This window comes from Ruegeria sp. HKCCA4812 (genome assembly GCF_013034245.1).
GTDB lineage: Bacteria > Pseudomonadota > Alphaproteobacteria > Rhodobacterales > Rhodobacteraceae > Ruegeria.
Map to the genome: position 1 here is coordinate 240224 of NZ_WQFQ01000004.1, position 15788 is coordinate 256011.

Annotated in this window: 19 protein-coding genes and 1 tRNA gene; 9 read left to right on the forward strand and 11 right to left on the reverse strand. The window is 58.9% G+C overall.

Going from position 1 to position 15788, the window contains the following annotated elements; genetic code table 11:
* Position 1: 1 nt before the first annotated feature.
* Entirely contained in the window at positions 2-1003 is a 1002-nt protein-coding gene (gene dgcN / locus GOW04_RS13665; protein ID WP_171232903.1) for an N-acetyltransferase DgcN, read from the reverse strand.
* Between the two features lie 295 nt (positions 1004-1298).
* Between dgcN and GOW04_RS13670 the strand changes: the two genes are divergently transcribed.
* Complete coding sequence (locus GOW04_RS13670; RefSeq protein WP_171232904.1) at positions 1299-2261, forward strand: L-malyl-CoA/beta-methylmalyl-CoA lyase; 963 nt, start codon at positions 1299-1301, stop codon at positions 2259-2261.
* Positions 2262-2306: 45 nt separating this feature from the next.
* On the opposite strand, the gene GOW04_RS13675 is transcribed toward GOW04_RS13670, so the two are convergent.
* Both GOW04_RS13675 and GOW04_RS13680 read right to left on the reverse strand, forming a co-directional pair.
* Positions 2307-2885, reverse strand: a complete 579-nt coding sequence (locus GOW04_RS13675; protein ID WP_152459039.1) for a PA14 domain-containing protein — start codon at positions 2883-2885, stop codon at positions 2307-2309.
* A 119-nt stretch (positions 2886-3004) separates the two neighbouring features.
* On the reverse strand, positions 3005-3457 hold the full coding sequence (locus tag GOW04_RS13680) for an Lrp/AsnC family transcriptional regulator (RefSeq protein WP_171118856.1): 453 nt from the start codon (positions 3455-3457) through the stop codon (positions 3005-3007).
* Positions 3458-3530: 73 nt separating this feature from the next.
* On the opposite strand from GOW04_RS13680, the gene GOW04_RS13685 reads away from it, so the two are divergent.
* Positions 3531-4127: a LysE family translocator gene (locus GOW04_RS13685; protein WP_171118858.1), complete on the forward strand. Its 597-nt coding sequence runs from the start codon at positions 3531-3533 to the stop codon at positions 4125-4127.
* Here the strand turns inward: GOW04_RS13685 and GOW04_RS13690 are convergent.
* The gene (locus tag GOW04_RS13690) at positions 4103-4273 is read right to left on the reverse strand and encodes a hypothetical protein (protein ID WP_171232905.1); all 171 of its coding nucleotides are present in this window, start codon (positions 4271-4273) and stop codon (positions 4103-4105) included. The two genes, GOW04_RS13685 and GOW04_RS13690, sit on opposite strands and share 25 nt — an antisense overlap.
* Positions 4274-4376: 103 nt before the next feature.
* Between GOW04_RS13690 and GOW04_RS13695 the strand changes: the two genes are divergently transcribed.
* Complete coding sequence (locus GOW04_RS13695) at positions 4377-5339, forward strand: acetyl-CoA carboxylase carboxyltransferase subunit alpha (RefSeq protein WP_152459042.1); 963 nt, start codon at positions 4377-4379, stop codon at positions 5337-5339.
* A gap of 3 nt (positions 5340-5342) precedes the next feature.
* On the opposite strand, the gene GOW04_RS13700 is transcribed toward GOW04_RS13695, so the two are convergent.
* From GOW04_RS13700 to GOW04_RS13710, 3 genes are all read right to left on the reverse strand, one after another.
* Positions 5343-6473, reverse strand: coding sequence for a lytic murein transglycosylase (locus GOW04_RS13700; protein WP_171232906.1), 1131 nt, complete (start codon positions 6471-6473; stop codon positions 5343-5345).
* A gap of 113 nt (positions 6474-6586) precedes the next feature.
* Positions 6587-7234 (reverse strand): GntR family transcriptional regulator, encoded by a 648-nt coding sequence (locus tag GOW04_RS13705; protein WP_170346010.1) that lies wholly within the window; start codon positions 7232-7234, stop codon positions 6587-6589.
* A 30-nt stretch (positions 7235-7264) separates the two neighbouring features.
* The gene (locus tag GOW04_RS13710; RefSeq protein WP_254430150.1) at positions 7265-7960 is read right to left on the reverse strand and encodes a M48 family metallopeptidase; all 696 of its coding nucleotides are present in this window, start codon (positions 7958-7960) and stop codon (positions 7265-7267) included.
* A 100-nt stretch (positions 7961-8060) separates the two neighbouring features.
* Between GOW04_RS13710 and GOW04_RS13715 the strand changes: the two genes are divergently transcribed.
* The 6 genes from GOW04_RS13715 to GOW04_RS13735 all read left to right on the forward strand — a co-directional run bounded on the left by GOW04_RS13715 (position 8061) and on the right by GOW04_RS13735 (position 11298).
* Complete coding sequence (locus tag GOW04_RS13715) at positions 8061-8387, forward strand: TIGR02300 family protein (protein ID WP_171118864.1); 327 nt, start codon at positions 8061-8063, stop codon at positions 8385-8387.
* A 143-nt stretch (positions 8388-8530) separates the two neighbouring features.
* A tRNA-Ala gene (locus tag GOW04_RS13720) sits at positions 8531-8606 on the forward strand.
* Between the two features lie 63 nt (positions 8607-8669).
* Positions 8670-8879 (forward strand): DUF6538 domain-containing protein, encoded by a 210-nt coding sequence (locus GOW04_RS22260; protein ID WP_371814402.1) that lies wholly within the window; start codon positions 8670-8672, stop codon positions 8877-8879.
* Positions 8880-9636: 757 nt separating this feature from the next.
* Positions 9637-10068 (forward strand): cytochrome c, encoded by a 432-nt coding sequence (locus GOW04_RS13725; protein WP_171232908.1) that lies wholly within the window; start codon positions 9637-9639, stop codon positions 10066-10068.
* Positions 10069-10078: 10 nt separating this feature from the next.
* A complete protein-coding gene (locus GOW04_RS13730; protein ID WP_152459063.1) occupies positions 10079-10420 on the forward strand; it encodes a copper resistance CopC family protein in 342 nt (113 codons plus the stop codon).
* A complete protein-coding gene (locus GOW04_RS13735; protein WP_254430151.1) occupies positions 10417-11298 on the forward strand; it encodes a copper resistance D family protein in 882 nt (293 codons plus the stop codon). Before GOW04_RS13730 ends, GOW04_RS13735 begins: the two co-directional genes overlap by 4 nt.
* A gap of 265 nt (positions 11299-11563) precedes the next feature.
* On the opposite strand, the gene GOW04_RS13740 is transcribed toward GOW04_RS13735, so the two are convergent.
* The 4 genes from GOW04_RS13740 to GOW04_RS13755 are packed head-to-tail and all read right to left on the reverse strand — an operon-like array spanning position 11564 to position 15788.
* Positions 11564-12346 carry a dimethylarginine dimethylaminohydrolase family protein gene (locus tag GOW04_RS13740; protein ID WP_171232909.1) on the reverse strand — a complete coding sequence of 261 codons (783 nt, stop codon included), beginning with the start codon at positions 12344-12346 and terminating at the stop codon, positions 11564-11566.
* Between the two features lie 3 nt (positions 12347-12349).
* Positions 12350-13954 (reverse strand): 5-guanidino-2-oxopentanoate decarboxylase, encoded by a 1605-nt coding sequence (locus tag GOW04_RS13745; RefSeq protein ID WP_171232910.1) that lies wholly within the window; start codon positions 13952-13954, stop codon positions 12350-12352.
* On the reverse strand, positions 13951-15135 hold the full coding sequence (locus GOW04_RS13750; RefSeq protein ID WP_171232911.1) for a pyridoxal phosphate-dependent aminotransferase: 1185 nt from the start codon (positions 15133-15135) through the stop codon (positions 13951-13953). Before GOW04_RS13750 ends, GOW04_RS13745 begins: the two co-directional genes overlap by 4 nt.
* Positions 15132-15788: a TetR/AcrR family transcriptional regulator gene (locus tag GOW04_RS13755; protein WP_174830398.1), complete on the reverse strand. Its 657-nt coding sequence runs from the start codon at positions 15786-15788 to the stop codon at positions 15132-15134. Before GOW04_RS13755 ends, GOW04_RS13750 begins: the two co-directional genes overlap by 4 nt.

The following is a 15788-nucleotide window of genomic DNA, read 5'->3' on the forward strand; positions in this document are numbered from 1 at the left end:
ATCACATCGCGGCCAGCGCGTCCACCAACTTGCCCGAGCCGAACCGGAACGGATCGGTCGCCGGCAGCCCCATATCTGCTTCGATCTTGGCCAGATATGCTGTCGCGTCCTCTTCGGACATGTGCTGCGTGTTGACCGAAACGCCGACGACCTGACAATCGGGGTTCGCCACTTTGGCCAGGGCCAGCGCGGTGTCGCGTAGGGTTTCGAGCGTCGGCAGCTGATAGGTCGGCAGACCGCGCATGTGCGCGCGGGTCGGTTCATGGCTCAGGATCAGCGCGTCCGGCTGGCCGCCGTGGATCAACGCCATGGTCACGCCGGAATAGGACACATGGAACAGCGATCCCTGACCTTCGATCAGATCCCAGTGGTCGTCATCATTGTCCGGTGTCAACCATTCGATCGAGCCGGCCATGAAATCCGCAACAACGGCGTCCAGCGGCACGCCATCGCCGGTGATCAGAATGCCCGTCTGGCCGGTCGCGCGGAAGGTCGACTTCATACCACGCTTGCGCATTTCGGCATCCATCGCCATTGCAGTGTACATCTTGCCCACAGAGCAGTCGGTGCCGACGGCCAGACAACGTTTGCCCCTGCGCTTGATCCCGTTGGCGATCGGGTAATCAACCTCGGGTACACGCACGTCGTGCAGCTTTCGCCCCGTTGCTTCGGCCACCGCCACCAGATCGGGCTCGTCGCGCAACAGGTTGTGCAGGCCAGAGGCCAAGTCAAACCCTTCCTCAAGCGCCATGACCAGAACCTTTTTCCACTCCTGGCTGATGACGCCGCCACGGTTGGCGACACCAATAACCAGCGTTTTTGCGCCGGCCGCTTTGGCCTCGGTCAGGGTCATATCCTTCAGGCCCAGATCAGCCTTGCAGCCGTCCATACGATATTGGCCGACGGCGTTTTCCGGGCGCCAATCCTTGATGCCCACAGCCACTTTGGCCGCCAATTGGTCGGGCGCATCGCCCAAAAACAGCAGGTACGGTGTCTCGATCATTGCGGTCACTCCTTTGATTCCGGCCCAAGCTAGAGAAGCGTTTAAACGAGCGTTTCGCGTTTTTATCCGCCCAACACGGCGGGCACGCGAGTTTCTTGCACCATTGACGCAAAAGGCGCAAAATTCTTCGAAGTTTCCAAAGTGATTAAACTTTAATCACCACTTCCCAGCTGCTGGCACGCAGCATTCTGCAACCGCATTGCCGCAGATGCACAATCTCCCTTGCGCCAGGTTGCGCAATTTAATACCTCATTGGGCGAGAAAATCGCAATTTCATTACCCACACGAGGTCCAGATGAGCTTTCGCATCCAACCCGCCGCGCCTGCACGACCCAATCGCTGCCAACTGTTTGGTCCGGGATCGAATACCAAACTGTTCCCGAAAATGGCAGCTTCTGCTGCGGATGTGATCAACCTTGATCTCGAGGATTCGGTTGCGCCTTCGGACAAGGACATCGCCCGCGCCAATGTCATCGAAGCCCTGAACACTGTTGATTGGGGCAGCAAATACATGTCCGTTCGCATAAACGGATTGGATACCCACTATTGGTATCGTGACGTTGTCGACGTGTTGGAGCAGGCAGGCGACCGTCTGGACCAGATCATGATTCCCAAAGTCGGCTGCGCATCGGATGTCTATGCCGTGGATGCCCTTGTCACCGCCATTGAACGCGCCAAGGGCCGGACCAAACCTATCAGCTTCGAGGTCATTATCGAATCCGCTGCCGGTATCGCGCATGTGGAAGAGATCGCAGCCTCCTCGCCCCGTTTGCAGGCCATGAGCCTTGGGGCTGCAGATTTTGCGGCCTCGATGGGGATGCAGACCACGGGCATCGGCGGCACACAGGAAAACTACTATATGCTGCGTGACGGCGAAAAACACTGGTCTGACCCGTGGCACTGGGCCCAAGCCGCCATCGTTGCAGCGTGCCGCACCCATGGGGTGCTGCCAGTGGATGGGCCATTCGGGGATTTCAGCGATGATGAAGGGTACATCGCTCAGGCGAAACGCTCGGCCACGCTGGGTATGGTCGGCAAATGGGCGATCCATCCCAAGCAGATTGCACTGGCCAATCAGGTCTTTACCCCGTCGGATGAGGCCGTTTCCGAGGCCCGCGAAATCCTGGCCGCAATGGAACAGGCCAAAGCCAACGGTGAGGGCGCAACCGTCTATAAAGGCCGCCTTGTCGACATCGCCTCAATCAAGCAGGCCGAAGTCATCGTGGCGCAGGCCGAACTGATTGCGGCGGGCAGCTAAGCCCCCAAAAAAGGGCGCTCGATCGAGCGCCCTTTCATGAATTCTTCAACGGCCAAAAACGTCATTGGGCGTCCATGTGAAGCGTTCCCCCTTCTTTCCTGACTTCATCATCAGGCAAGAGGTTCCCAGTTTCTGGAAATAGACGATCTTCAGTGGATACCAACCCGCCTTGGGCACTTCCACTTCGGTGCGTTGATTGGCTTCACAGCCCTGAATGCCATTTACCCGGCCAATCTGCTGACCGCCAACCCAAGCCTCTATCCCGTCATTCGACCACGTTTCCAGCTCGTAAACGCCAGGTGAGTCAAAGCGCATATAGCCTGTGACCTCGGCGGCAACGTTGTAGGCCTGGTCGAAGGTCAAGACATCCTCACCCTTGCTGGTGTCCCTGTAATCCAACCCGCGCAACGGTTTTCCGGGCTTCGCCTTAGACAGCATGCTTTTTGCCTGGCTCAGATCCCGGATCTTTTTGTGTTGATTGCCTGTACCTAAGTATTTGACATTCAAACCCGCCTTCGGAGACGGCTGTGGATTGGCAGGTTGCAGTTTCAGCGGGGCAGACAAAGCGGCCCCGGCAATGACCGACATGGCAACTGCGGTCGCCACTGTTCGAACGAGTTTCATCGTAATCTCCCTGTTTGCGTGCCGTTTTAGCTGGGCGTATCCCCTGGCAGCGTCATTACAAAGACACTAGGCCCTGAAAATTTGCGCTGCAAGAGAGTGTGGCTTCACATTTCCAGTGGCTACGCACGCAGATCCTTGGGTGACCCCATGACCACATAGGATGTGATCGACGTGACATGAGGCAACGTTCCCAGCACCTCGGTATGGAAGGTCTTGTAGGACGGCAGATCGGCGCATTCGACGCGCAGCAGGTATTCGATCGTACCGGTGATGTTGTGGCATTCGACCACTTCGGGGGCTTGTTGCAGGGCACGCTCAAACCCCTCCTGCGCCGCTTTCGTGTGTTCACCAAGACCGACCCCGATATAGGCGACAAAGCCGACACCCATCGCGGCCGGGTTCAGAACCGCACGATAACCGGTGATCACGCCGGCCTTTTCCAACTCTTGAACGCGGCGCAGGCAGGCGGACGGAGACAGCCCGACCCGTTCGGCCAATTCCAGATTGCTGATGCGCCCATCGCGGGTCAGTTCCTGCAATATCTGGCGATTTATCTGATCATTCTTCATCATAAATTGCAGAAATAGCGGAAACGCGCACGAAAAAGCAATTTCATTTGCTGCCGGTCAGACGATACTTCGCAGCATGACTTACGACATCCTTCTGGCGCTCATCGCTTTTGCCTTCGTGACATCCATTACGCCCGGGCCGAACAATCTGATGCTGATGGCATCGGGTGCGAATTTCGGCTTTCGGCGTTCGATCCCGCATATGCTGGGCATTGGCCTTGGCTTCACGCTCATGGTGCTGCTGGTCGGTGCAGGGCTGGTTCAGGTCTTTGACCGGTACCCGGTCAGCTATTCAGTGCTGAAGGTCGTGTCGGTGATATATCTGCTTTATCTGGCATGGAAGATCGCGCATGCCGCGCCAGCCGCAGGCGATTTGGCAGCGGGGACACCCATGACGTTTCTGCAAGCCGCCGCCTTTCAGTGGGTGAATCCCAAAGCCTGGGCCATGGCCCTGACCGCCACAACAGCTTACACGCCCAGTCAGACCCTGCATGCGATTGCGCTTGTGGCGTTGGTTTTCGGGGCGGTCAATCTGCCATCGGTGAGCACATGGACCTTTCTGGGGCAGCAGATGTCGCGGGTGCTGACGAACCCGCGCAGGCTGGTTGCGTTTAACTGGACAATGGCGGTGCTGCTTGTGGCCTCGCTCTATCCCGTTCTCTGGCCCAGTTGACCCAGACAGGTTTCGGCCAACACATCCTCGGGCGCGGTGTCGGGTGGGTACAGGGTCAGACGCCGCGTTAGATTGTCGTGGGTGCAGGCCAGAACGCGCAGCGCGGGGTCTTTCTTGGCGGCGGCCATCAGTATCCGTTTTTCCATTCGCCCATCTGAAATCGAACATCTTCACCACTCGGATCTTGCCGAGTTGCATCCGGAGCACCGTCAGGCCATATAGCAGGGAACTTTCGCGTTGAGAGGCGTCATGACCCAGTATCTGGATTTCGAAAAACCGCTGGCTGAAATTGAAGGCAAGGCTGAAGAGCTGCGTGCGTTGGCCCGAACCAACGAAGAGATGGACGTAACCGAAGAAGCCGCCGCGTTGGACGCCAAAGCCGCCAAGCTTCTGGATGAGCTTTATGCCGACCTGACCCCATGGCGGAAATGCCAGGTCGCCCGCCATCCGGAACGCCCGCATTGCAGCGATTACGTCGATGCCCTGTTCACCGAATTCACCCCTTTGGCCGGAGATCGCAATTTTGCCGATGATCTGGCCGTGATCGGCGGGCTTGCACGTTTCAACGATCAACCGGTCATGGTGATCGGCCATGAAAAAGGCAGCGACACCAAATCGCGGATCGAACGCAATTTCGGCATGGCCCGCCCCGAAGGTTATCGCAAGGCGGTCCGCCTGATGGAGATGGCCGGTCGGTTTGGCCTGCCGGTGATCACCCTGATCGATACTGCCGGCGCCTATCCCGGCAAGGGCGCCGAGGAACGCGGTCAGTCCGAAGCGATTGCCCGCTCGACCCAGATGTGCCTGAAGATCGGTGTGCCCCTGGTGTCGGTCATCATCGGCGAAGGCGGCTCGGGCGGGGCCGTGGCCTTTGCCACCGCCAACCGCGTGGCGATGCTGGAACACTCGGTCTATTCGGTGATCTCGCCGGAAGGTTGCGCATCGATCCTGTGGAAAGATGCAGAAAAGATGCGTGAAGCGGCCGAGGCGCTGCGTCTGACCGCTCAGGACCTTCACAAGCTTGGCGTTTGCGACCGGATCATCCCTGAACCCAAGGGCGGCGCGCATCGCGATCGTCCGGCCGCTGTCGAAGCTGTACGCGCGGCTCTCACCGATATGTTGGCGGAACTGGACGGCAAAGATGCGGCGACCCTGATTCAGGACCGCCGTCAAAAATTCCTCGATATCGGCTCAAAAGGGTTGGCGGCGTAACCGTCAGCCACCCAACCTGCGCAACAAGGCAACCGAGGGTTCTCCGGTGACCGCAAGGCCATTGGCGCTTTGATACGCGCTGATGGCTGACGTCGTGTTTTTGCCGATCACCCCGTCCGCGCCCTTCGTATCATACCCTTGGGATGTCAGCCGACGTTGCAATTCCTTGCGGTCGTCCAATGTCAGACCGTTTGCATCTGGCCCGAACGAGGCCTGAAACGGAGCGCCGCCGGCGATTCTGTCCGCCAGATGACCGACCCCGATCGCGTAACTGTCCGAATTGTTATAGCGCTTGATGACCTGAAAATTGCGGAAGACGGCAATGCGCGGTCCGGGCACCTGCGGTTGCAGCACGGCCACCGGAGTACCGGAAACCGTTCCGACCTCGCCCCCCCAGGGCTGCCCCCGCACCCAGCCTGCGCGCGACAGGTAAGCAGCGGTCGAAGCCAGCGAATCCGTCGGATCGTCCGACCAGATATCCCGCCGCCCGTCGCCGGTGAAATCCACCGCATAGGCCAGGTAGGAGGTTGGAATGAACTGCGTATGCCCCATCGCACCGGCCCAGCTGCCGGTCATCTTGTCAGGCGTGGTGTCGCCATTCTGAAGGATCTTCAGCGCCGCGATCAACTGGCTTTCAAAGAACTGACCACGCCGCCCATCATAAGCCAGTGTCGACAGAGCTGACACAACGGGCACATCGCCGCGACGCGCCCCATAGCGGCTTTCCAGCCCCCACACTGCAACGACGATTTCCTTGTCTACTCCGTACTGCGCCTCGATCTGCGACAGCGTCCCGTTATATTGCCGCAGCATCTTCTGGCCGGTGCTGATCCGCTCGTCCGAGGCGGCAATGGCCAGATAATCCTCGAGCGAACGCTTGAACTCTACCTGATTGCGGTCGCGCTCGATCACATCGGGAAGGTACCCTGCCCCCTGAAAAGCGCGGTCAATTGTGGATTGTGAAATTCCCTGCGATGCCGCCCTGCCCTTGAATCCGGCGACCCAGGCATCCCACCCTGCATTGGGAACGGACCGCATACGCGACGCAGGCGCGCTGGATGGCGCATTGCCACCCGTGCAGGCGGCCAACAATATAGATCCAAGGCAAATGGAAAAAGTCCGGCGAGTGATCATGGCTGTGGTCTGCTCTTGTTTGTGATTTGCCTCAAGAGTAACCCAGTCGGGCTGAACAGGCCAGAACAGTGAAACCCTCTATCTTGTGCGCAGAAAGGTCGGCGGGATGCCGCTCAGCTTACCAGCAAGCGCAGTCCCTGCGTCACGTCCGAGCGGACCGCCAGGCGCAAGCCCGGTTCGTCCCCTGCCTTGAGAGCAGCAATGATCAGCTTGTGATAATGCGGTGGTTCAGTGCGCCTGAGACGCCCGTAAAGCGCCCTCATCGTCGGCCCGAGTTGCAGCCAGACCGTTTCGGCAATGGCCAGCATCGCGGGCGCCTGAGCCCGCAGGTACAGGGTGCGGTGAAACTCCAGATTTGAACGGATGTACCCAACCGCGTCCCGCTTGGTCACCATCTCGGCAACGGTCATGTTGATGGTCTGCAACCGGTCGATCAGCGCAATATGCGCCCGGGGCAGAGCCCGGCTGGCCAGCTCGACTTCCAGCAACGCGCGCAACGCCGCCAATTCTTCGATCCGGTCGTTGGTCAATTCAGGTGTCGAGACCCGGCCGGAATTGGACAGAAACAAAGCCCCCTCGGCGGCCAGACGGCGCACGGCCTCTCGCGCCGGGGTCATCGAGACGCCGAATTCCTTGCCGATGCCACGCAAGGTCAGCGCCTGACCCGGCGCCATCTCGCCATGCATGATTCGAGATCTCAGGGCGCGGTACACCCGGTCATGAGTGGCAGTTTGGGTGTCAGACGGGCGTGTGCTCAGCATCCGCTTATGTGATCACAAAACAGCGCAAGGTCAACTCGGCTTTGCGTCAAACCTGTATCGATGCAACTCTGCCCCATTGTCGCGCAACCAGCGACGGGGTTGCTGATAGGGGCCGAAAATGCGTTCCACCTGCTCCCAGAACGCGGGCGAGTGGTTCATCTGGGCAAGATGCGCCACCTCGTGTGCGGCCACATAATGCAGCACCTCGGACGGCGCGAGAATGAGCCGCCACGAGAACATCAATCCACCGTGCGAACTGCATGATCCCCAGCGTGACCGCGTGTCGCGCAGGCTAAGCGTGGCATATGGGCGTCCCAGCATTGCCGCATAATCATCGCACGCGCCGATCAGACGGTCCCGCGCCAATTCCTTCAGAAACCGGGCCAATCTGCGCGCCTCGGCCCCTTCCGGCACTGCGACCTCGTCCGCCAGCAACTGAACGCGCCGACCCTTCGCGGGCACGATTCGTCGGACAATGCCTTCAATCGGTATCTTCTGCCCGAACTGCACCACGGCCGTTTCCGGCCTGTCCTGCAAATGCTGGCGAATCCACTCTTCCTTGGTACGCGCGAAACTCAGCGCCTCGGATTCAGGCACACCGACCGGATAGGTCAGCGTAACCCGGCCGTCCAGCTGAGAAATTCGCAAACTTATGCGCCGTGCCTGGGCGGATTTGCGCAGCCTCAGAGGCACCGGCGGTGTCCCTGGCAATGCGTGCTCTCCCATATCGCGACCTCTCTTGCGCAAAGACTTTGACAGTGCCCTCTGCCTGTGGCAGGTGAGCAGAATCATTTAGACGACTCACCTGATATCAAGGGGATTTGACATGCCCAAGGAAGAATGGGGCGTAAAGCGCGTTTGCCCGACCACCGGTAAGCGATTCTACGACCTGAACAAGGACCCGATCATCAGCCCCTACACTGGCGAGATCGTGGAGCTTGAAACATCCAAAAGCCGCATGATCGCGGCGGATGCAGAAGATGCCGCCTCGGTCAAAGCGCGTGAAAACGCGTCGGATGGGGAGCTGGTACTGGATGACGACGACTCTGTCGACGTCGAACTGGATGATGATCTGCTGGATGACGATGATGACACCAGTGATGACGTTTCGCTGGATGATATCACCGACATGTCTTCGGAAGACGAAAACTGATCATGTCAAAGGCGACCACAGGGTCGCCTTTTTCGTTCCACGGACAGCTTAGTGCGGAAATTCGCGTTCAATTCCATTTTTGGACTTGCACTCGTCGTCACTGTCTCCTAAACGTCCGTCCACCGCATCAGCGGTACCTAGATGGGGCCTTAGCTCAGTTGGGAGAGCGCTTGCATGGCATGCAAGAGGTCAGGGGTTCGACTCCCCTAGGCTCCACCAAAACCCAACAGAACAACTAGATAGCAAGCATTAGAGCGGTGTGACACACAGGTGTGACACTAAATGAAGCTGCATGCGTATCTCTCACTGTCCCGACACGGCATCTACTACTTCCGCTGGCCCCTGCCCGACACAAGACCAAAACCCCACACTCTACCAAACATCAAACGTAGGACCCTTCGGATGTCTTTGCGTACACGATGCCCTAAAGAGGCTGGTACTCTGGCACGGCGTCTTGCAGTGTGCGGCGACACAATAATAAAGCACAAATAACAGTCGGGCATGAACTATGCACAATGATGCCCGGGGTCTCAAGAGTGCTTTGGCAAGGACAAGGGCGCGCGGGATAAACTCGGCCCTTTCAGTGAGTCTCATAGGGAGCGCATGATTGATACCATCCGATACTGCGAATTGGGCCATGAAGACTATGGTGAGAATGCAGCGCACAAAACCGCATCGCAGTCACGGTTTGCTTTTTTTGCATCGCAGACCACAATTGAGCGACCCTGTTTCGGGGCGATGAATTGTGTGGCGTTGTATCGTGCGCTTGCGTGCAGTAACGTCCGGCACCATGGTCATCCGGCGATATTCACTTGTTCTATTGGTTGGCGTTCTGGTCATCCTGACCGGCATTGGCGGTGTTGCGCACGCGCTGTCGAAGGGCTGCGCGGGCTTTCACTGTGAGCACCATACGCAACCTTCCGAACACTCAGCACTGGCAACGAGCGGAGACGTCTCGGCTTCAGGTCATCATCATGACCCGGAGAGTTCCGAAACCGGAAAGTGCAATCCCTTTATCTGCCAAGCCGTTGCATTGCCGTTCCAAGTCAGTGAAGTTGCCAAGGGTCGGCGTGATACTGACCCGGAGCTCCATGTTGGAACCCAAGTCAAGCTGAGTGAACCAGACGTCCTTTACAGGCCCCCTGACCTTTGAAGCAGCACGAATCCCTGCGGATGTAAGCGACCAGCACGTGCGGCTGTTCGCGATGTGCCGCAGCGTTGCCAGCTTCCAAAATGTCAGGACCAATCCATGAAAAAAAGTCACTTGCTAATCGGCGCATGCGCTGTCGCTGCCGTCGCCGCCTTCGTAACTCTTCGCCCCGGCGCAATTGAAGAGACCACATCGCATGAAACACGCAAAGGCGACGCCATGGTCGCAATTCGGATGCCGGCCATCGCAGGCAAAGCCGCAATCGGCCAGCGTGTCTTTGAGGTCTCGTGCGCGTCATGCCACGGCGCCAACGCGGTCGGCGTAGAGGGCGCCGGGCCGCCTCTGATCCACAAAATTTACGAACCCAGCCACCACGCTGATGAAGCCTTTCACAGGGCGGTTTCACAAGGTGTAAGAAGCCACCATTGGCAGTTTGGCGACATGCCCCCCGTGGAGGGCCTGACACGAGGTGACGTTGCCATGGTGATCGCCTACATTCGCGAAATCCAGCGTGCCAACGGAATAAACTGAGGGTAACCCAATGAAGAAGATCATGACATTCGCGCTTATGGTTGCGCTTGCCAACGGCGCACTGGCGCATTCCAAAATTGAAGAAACAAACCCTGCCAACGGCGCCACGATAACCACTGTGCCCGCTGAAATTGGTCTCAACTTCTCAAAAAACATCCGGCTGACACGGATAGAGATGGCCCATGAAGAACACTCGGCAGTAAGCTTGGATTTGGGCGACCAGACAAGTTTTGGTCAGGCATTCACGATCCCACTGCCGAGCAATGGAACGGGCACCTATGTCATCGAATGGCGGGGTTTGGGTGAAGACGGCCATGCGATGCAGGGCGAGTTTTCCTTTACCGTGGAATGAGCATGCCAGACATCTGGGCGATTGCTGCGATCCTCGCAAAGCTGGTGCTCTACATCGGCTTTGCGGGCTCTGCCGGGCTTGTGATTGTTGGATGCCTCTATTCCGGCCTTGTCGCACCGGTGAACCTTGCGATGGCGCGTCAGGCAAGGGCCTTGGCATGGCTTGCTCTTGTCGCGACAGCAGTTGGCTTCTTGCTTCGTGGGGCCGCCTTGACAGGCGGGGTTGACGGCATGGTCGATCCGAAGATGCTTGGCCTGCTGTGGCAGACATCCGTGGGCGACACACTTGTTTACCGCCTTGCAGGCGCAGCGTTGATCCTTGTGGGGCTGTCCGTTCCTCGCTTTGGTCAGTGGATCGCGCTGTCGGGTGGCACGATCGCTTTATGGTCGTTTGCGCAGATCGGGCACGTGCCGGAACTGGAGAGCTTTGGTATCCAGCTCCTGCTCCTGCTGCACCTGTTATGTGTAGCTTTCTGGGTGGGCATCTTCAGCCCGCTGCGGAATATGGCCCTTGCTCCTGAACACCTGAAGGATGCTGCTGAACTCGGTCATGTCTTTGGGCAAGCTGCCACTTGGCTTGTGCCGGCATTGATCGTGGCGGGCCTTTGGATGGCCTGGTTGCTTGTCGGCAATCTCCAAGGGCTGCTGTTCACTGGCTACGGGCAGTCGTTGTTGCTCAAAGTGTTTTTTGTGGCGCTGCTGTTGTTTCTTGCCGCCGCAAACAAGCTCCGATTTGTTCCGGCCATGCAAGGTGGAGAGGTCAAGGCAGCGCAACGCCTCGCCCGCTCTATCGAGGTTGAGGCATTGATGGTGTTGGTGGTGCTGGCAACAACGGCAACACTCACGAGTGTTCTGGCGCTTCCGAATTCGGGCCATTAGAGCGGGCCAGACACCGGTGCGCGCACAATGTGCAGCAATGGCAGCGGCGGTGCACGATCCGATGCGAACAAGAAAGACATCCCAACCAGGACCCGCCGAACCTTGCCGCGGGGCCTTGCCATTGGGCCTATGGCAAACAGGGTTCAAACAGTGCTACCTGCGCGCCGGTCAACCGTAAGGAATCAAGCTTGTTCACCGCCTGTCTTTCGAACCATCAACACGCGACCTGCCGAATTCACTGGGGTCTGAACCCTGCAGCTGCCCCTCAGAACCTTAATGAAAGACAGGACATGCCACCATCAAGCTTTGCACAATCGGTATTGTCAATTTCAATGACCTCATAACCTTCGCGGTCCAGCATCTCTGCGGTGCGTGGGAAACCAGCGGCCATCAGCACTAGATTGTTGAACCGGATCGCGTTTGCCGCCGCCTCCTCTCCGTCAGCAACATGCAGCACCCGGTAGCCTTCAAAGCAGCCCGAAGCGTCCAATCGCCGGGTCGCAAGAATTGTCTCGGCACCCATCAGAGAACAATCCGTTTTGAAGTGCAAAACGCCCTCGGGCGTGAACACTTCCCGCAGTTTGTGACCCCATTCCGAGGTGATTTTCGCCAGTTCCTCAACACCTTCCGCGTCAGTGCGGTCTGACCGGCCCACAAGAATTTCGCGGCCGGTTACAAGGATGTCTCCGCCCTCGATATGGCCGGGACCATTGATCTGTGTGACCGTTTCATAGCAGGCCCGCAGTGTCGGGGCGATCTCGGCCACTTCCCCCATTCGCGAAGGCGCGCCCGGCCGCATCAGCACAGCACCCTGCGGCAGGCACAGGGCCGTATCTTCCACAAACTGCGCGTCAGGGAACGCATCCAGGGGATCAAGCTCGATCACCTCGGCCCCGGTGCTTTTCAGTGCTGCCACGTATGCCCCATGCGCGGCCGTCATCCCATCGAAATCCGGGTTTCCGATATCTTCTGCGCGCAATCCGTCAGCGATGGTCGGTGCCGGGCGGCGAGTGATGGCACGGGAAAACTCAAAAGTTGGGTCTGACATGTTTCAATCTCTCTGAGGTTCGAATTTTCGGGCGGTGACTTCGATCATCGCGGGCCCGCCCATGGACGCCATTTCGCGTAATGCATGCGCGACGGCCTGCGGCTTGTCGGGAACCCGGGTGTGTGGAATGCCAAAGGATCTGGCCGTTGCTGCAAAATCGGGGGGTGTGGGATCACATCCAATGACCGTCACGCCTGCATCCTGCATCGATGTGGCGATTTCCCGGTACCCGTGATTGTTCCAGATCACGAACGTGACCGGCAGGTTTTCGTCTACCGCGGCCATTGCTTCCGGCATTGAAAACTGCGCCCCGCCATCGCCGACGATGCATATTACCCGCGCCGTTGGATCGGCAATCGACGCACCGATGGCTGCGGGTATGCCATAGCCAAGCGCACCATACCCCGTTGCCGCATTGAACCAGCCACCAGCCCGGTCGTGGTCATAGTAAAGATTGCCGGCATAAATGGGCTGGGTGGAATCCCCGACCATCAGAGCATTCGGAGACGCCGAGCGCATCGCATTCAGTATCTCCACCTGTTGGCGATAATCCGGACCAATCTCCTGCCAGGCCGCATTGCGCGTTTTTCTGGCACAGTCCGCACCGTCACTTTGCCGTGCCCTCTGCGGCAGGGCCTCATACAGGGCTGGCACAACCAAGCCGACGTCACCTTGAATGGCAATCGCTGCCTCATGCCGTGAAAGCTGATCGCTGCACCGATCAACCCGTATCATGCTTGGCAGTTTCGCAAACTGGCCGGTGGCATACATGTCATAATCGGTTGGCCCCAGCTCGGTTCCCAAGGCCAGAACGCAATCGGCGCTTTCCAACAATGCGCGCACCGCGTTCAGGCTGGGACTGGCCGGAACGGTCAGGGCATGTCCGTGCATCAGGCCGCGCGCGTTGACGGTTTGCACAACCGGAGCATCCAGAGCTTCGGCCAGTGCCTGCAATCCCGCCTCGGTACGTTTCGCGCCGCCGCCCGCCAGAATGACGACTTTCTTTGCCTCAGCCAGTTGCCCTGCGGCCTGCCTTATCAATGCCGGGCTGACCGGAGGATCAGGTTCAGGCGTCTCGACTGCTGTTTCCTGATAGTCCGCCGCTGCGATATCCAATGGAATCTCGATATGCGCCGGCCCGCAGCGACCATTGCTGAGGCCGTGAAAAACGCGGTCCAAAACTGGGGCCAGAGCGCTGGGGCCGGTGACCTGTTCGGACACCAACGCAACCGTTTTCGCCAACCCGATTTGGTCTGGCAATTCGTGCAGATGCCCCAAACCCTTGCCAAGCGATCCGGTTTTGTTGACGCCGGACACCACCAGCATCGGTATTGAGTCGGCCCGCGCCTGCGCCATCGGCGTCAGCGTGTTGGTCAATCCGGGGCCAGTGATCACAAAGGCAACACCCGGCTTGCCCGACACACGGGCATAGCCATCGGCCATGAAACCCGCCCCCTGTTCGTGTCTGGGCGTCACATGTCGTATGCCCGAAGCGGCAAGCCCTCGGTACAGTTCCACCGTGTGAACGCCCGGAATTCCGAAGACGCAGGTCACATCCCGCTGGCGCAGCCCGGCAACCAGAGCTTCGCCAATTGTCATACCGCTCATGCGACCTCGCGTGATTTGCTGTTGGCGTGTTCGATGATACGGGAAACCGCGGTACCAAAGTCCGTGTCATTGATCGTCAAAGCAACCCGCACCCAGTCCTTAAGGCCGTCACCAAAGGCGGATCCCGGCATGACGGCCACCCCGGCCTGTAGCAGATCCCAGGCATAGGCTTCGCCATCCAGCCCGGTGGCAGAGACATTGATGAGTGCGAACATTCCCGCCTCGGGCCGGTGAACAATCAGATCCGTTTCAGCTTCAAGACGATCGGCCAACAGGGTGGCGCGGCCAGAAAAGCGGGCGGCCATACCGGGGGCAACCTCAGACCCGTCACGGATCGCCTTTTCGGTCATGTCCGCGATGAACGGTTGATTGCCAAAAAGCATGGTCTCGGAATAGGGCAGCAGCGCTTCGCAGAACGCGGCGGGCCCGACACACCAGCCACTGCGGAACCCCGGAGCGGCATGAGATTTCGAGATGGATGATACGCCAATGACACGATCCGCAAGTTCCGGATCTGCCAAAGGTGAAACAAATCGGGCACCGTCAAAGATCAGTTCTTCATAGACCTCGTCCGAGATGATCCACAAATCACGCGCAATCGCCAGCTGCCCGATCTCGGCAATGTCCGCGGCGGTCAGGATCGCGCCCGTCGGGTTATGCGGCGTTGTCAGAAGAATGGCGCGGCTGCGCGGAGTGATGCGGGCCGCGATATCTGCTGCCTGCATGCGAAACCCTTTCTCGGGCCGCAGCGGTACGGGCACCATCTCGGCCCCAGATGCACGAACAACACCTTCATAGGTCGCGTACATCGGATCGCCGACAAGAACTTCGTCACCCGCCTCGGCGACCCCGGCCATGGCTGCGAACAGGGCGGTTTGCGTGCCGGGAAAGCACAGGAAATTCCCGGGCTCGAAAGCCCGCCCGCGAGAGGCAGAATAGCGCGCAGCCAGCGCGTCAAGCAGCCCTGCTTCACCGCGCCCGTTGGAGTACCCTGTCCGCTGCGCCCGCAATGAGGCAACGGTGGCTTCGACCAGCGCATCCGGCACCGGCACGTCCGGTTCTCCTATCGTCATTTCGACGATGTCCGCTCCGGCCTTGATCAGGTCGCGGGCTTTCAGATGTACGCCCCATTTGGCACCACCCAAGCCCGCCAACCGTTCTGTCACCGATGTGGTTTTCATGACTGCTCCACCTCTTTGGTCAATGGAATCCCGACGATGGCGCTGACGGAATCCAAACCGATCCGCGCCAGTTGGCCTTCACAAAACGCATCCGGAAGCGCGCCCCCTTCAAGCCACAGGCCGTCGATCACCGCGTTGCATGCGATGGCCAGTTGCATTGCCTCTGACGCGTCAACCGAACGCCCGGTTTCCTGCAATGCCGCGACGATCAGCTTTTCGAGGTGATCCCGGAAATAGTCATAGGTTCGCTGGTGAATGCGCTGCATTTTCGGGTCATGCTGCACTTTGTTCAGGAAACCCGCCCACAACGCCACGGCGCTTGGATCGACGATCGGCGGTCGCAGTGACGCGTCGACGAAGTTGGTCAACTGAGAAACCGCGCTTCCGGTTCCTGATGACGCCGCGGTCTGGTCCGTCAGCGTATTCATGTGGTGCTCATACGCCGCCTGAACCAGTTCGTCCTTAGATGAGAAATAGTGCCGGATCAAACCTTGGGTCACATTCGCGCGGGCTGCGATCTCGCGCACCGTGGCACCCCGAACGCCCATCTCGGCGATCAGGTCCAAGGTCGCCAGAATCAGCGCCTCGCGGCGAAACTCGGCAGACTCACGTTTGAATTTGCGGCTGTCGTCCTGCACGTCAGTGTCATCCAT

Bases quoted from the DNA above. Each gene is read 5' to 3' on its own strand.
- GOW04_RS13700 (WP_171232906.1), bottom strand. From the start codon at position 6,473: ATGATCACTCGCCGGACTTTTTCCATTTGCCTTGGATCTATATTGTTG.
- GOW04_RS22260 (WP_371814402.1), top strand. From the start codon at position 8,670: ATGAAGCTGCATGCGTATCTCTCACTGTCCCGACACGGCATCTACTAC.
- GOW04_RS13715 (WP_171118864.1), top strand. From the start codon at position 8,061: ATGCCCAAGGAAGAATGGGGCGTAAAGCGCGTTTGCCCGACCACCGGT.
- GOW04_RS13745 (WP_171232910.1), bottom strand. From the start codon at position 13,954: ATGAGCGGTATGACAATTGGCGAAGCTCTGGTTGCCGGGCTGCGCCAG.
- dgcN (WP_171232903.1), bottom strand. From the start codon at position 1,003: ATGATCGAGACACCGTACCTGCTGTTTTTGGGCGATGCGCCCGACCAA.
- GOW04_RS13740 (WP_171232909.1), bottom strand. From the start codon at position 12,346: ATGTCAGACCCAACTTTTGAGTTTTCCCGTGCCATCACTCGCCGCCCG.
- GOW04_RS13670 (WP_171232904.1), top strand. From the start codon at position 1,299: ATGAGCTTTCGCATCCAACCCGCCGCGCCTGCACGACCCAATCGCTGC.
- GOW04_RS13675 (WP_152459039.1), bottom strand. From the start codon at position 2,885: ATGAAACTCGTTCGAACAGTGGCGACCGCAGTTGCCATGTCGGTCATT.
- GOW04_RS13685 (WP_171118858.1), top strand. From the start codon at position 3,531: ATGACTTACGACATCCTTCTGGCGCTCATCGCTTTTGCCTTCGTGACA.
- GOW04_RS13730 (WP_152459063.1), top strand. From the start codon at position 10,079: ATGAAGAAGATCATGACATTCGCGCTTATGGTTGCGCTTGCCAACGGC.
- GOW04_RS13725 (WP_171232908.1), top strand. From the start codon at position 9,637: ATGAAAAAAAGTCACTTGCTAATCGGCGCATGCGCTGTCGCTGCCGTC.
- GOW04_RS13755 (WP_174830398.1), bottom strand. From the start codon at position 15,788: ATGGATGACACTGACGTGCAGGACGACAGCCGCAAATTCAAACGTGAG.
- GOW04_RS13750 (WP_171232911.1), bottom strand. From the start codon at position 15,135: ATGAAAACCACATCGGTGACAGAACGGTTGGCGGGCTTGGGTGGTGCC.
- GOW04_RS13705 (WP_170346010.1), bottom strand. From the start codon at position 7,234: ATGCTGAGCACACGCCCGTCTGACACCCAAACTGCCACTCATGACCGG.
- GOW04_RS13710 (WP_254430150.1), bottom strand. From the start codon at position 7,960: ATGGGAGAGCACGCATTGCCAGGGACACCGCCGGTGCCTCTGAGGCTG.
- GOW04_RS13695 (WP_152459042.1), top strand. From the start codon at position 4,377: ATGACCCAGTATCTGGATTTCGAAAAACCGCTGGCTGAAATTGAAGGC.
- GOW04_RS13680 (WP_171118856.1), bottom strand. From the start codon at position 3,457: ATGATGAAGAATGATCAGATAAATCGCCAGATATTGCAGGAACTGACC.
- GOW04_RS13690 (WP_171232905.1), bottom strand. From the start codon at position 4,273: ATGGAAAAACGGATACTGATGGCCGCCGCCAAGAAAGACCCCGCGCTG.
- GOW04_RS13735 (WP_254430151.1), top strand. From the start codon at position 10,417: ATGAGCATGCCAGACATCTGGGCGATTGCTGCGATCCTCGCAAAGCTG.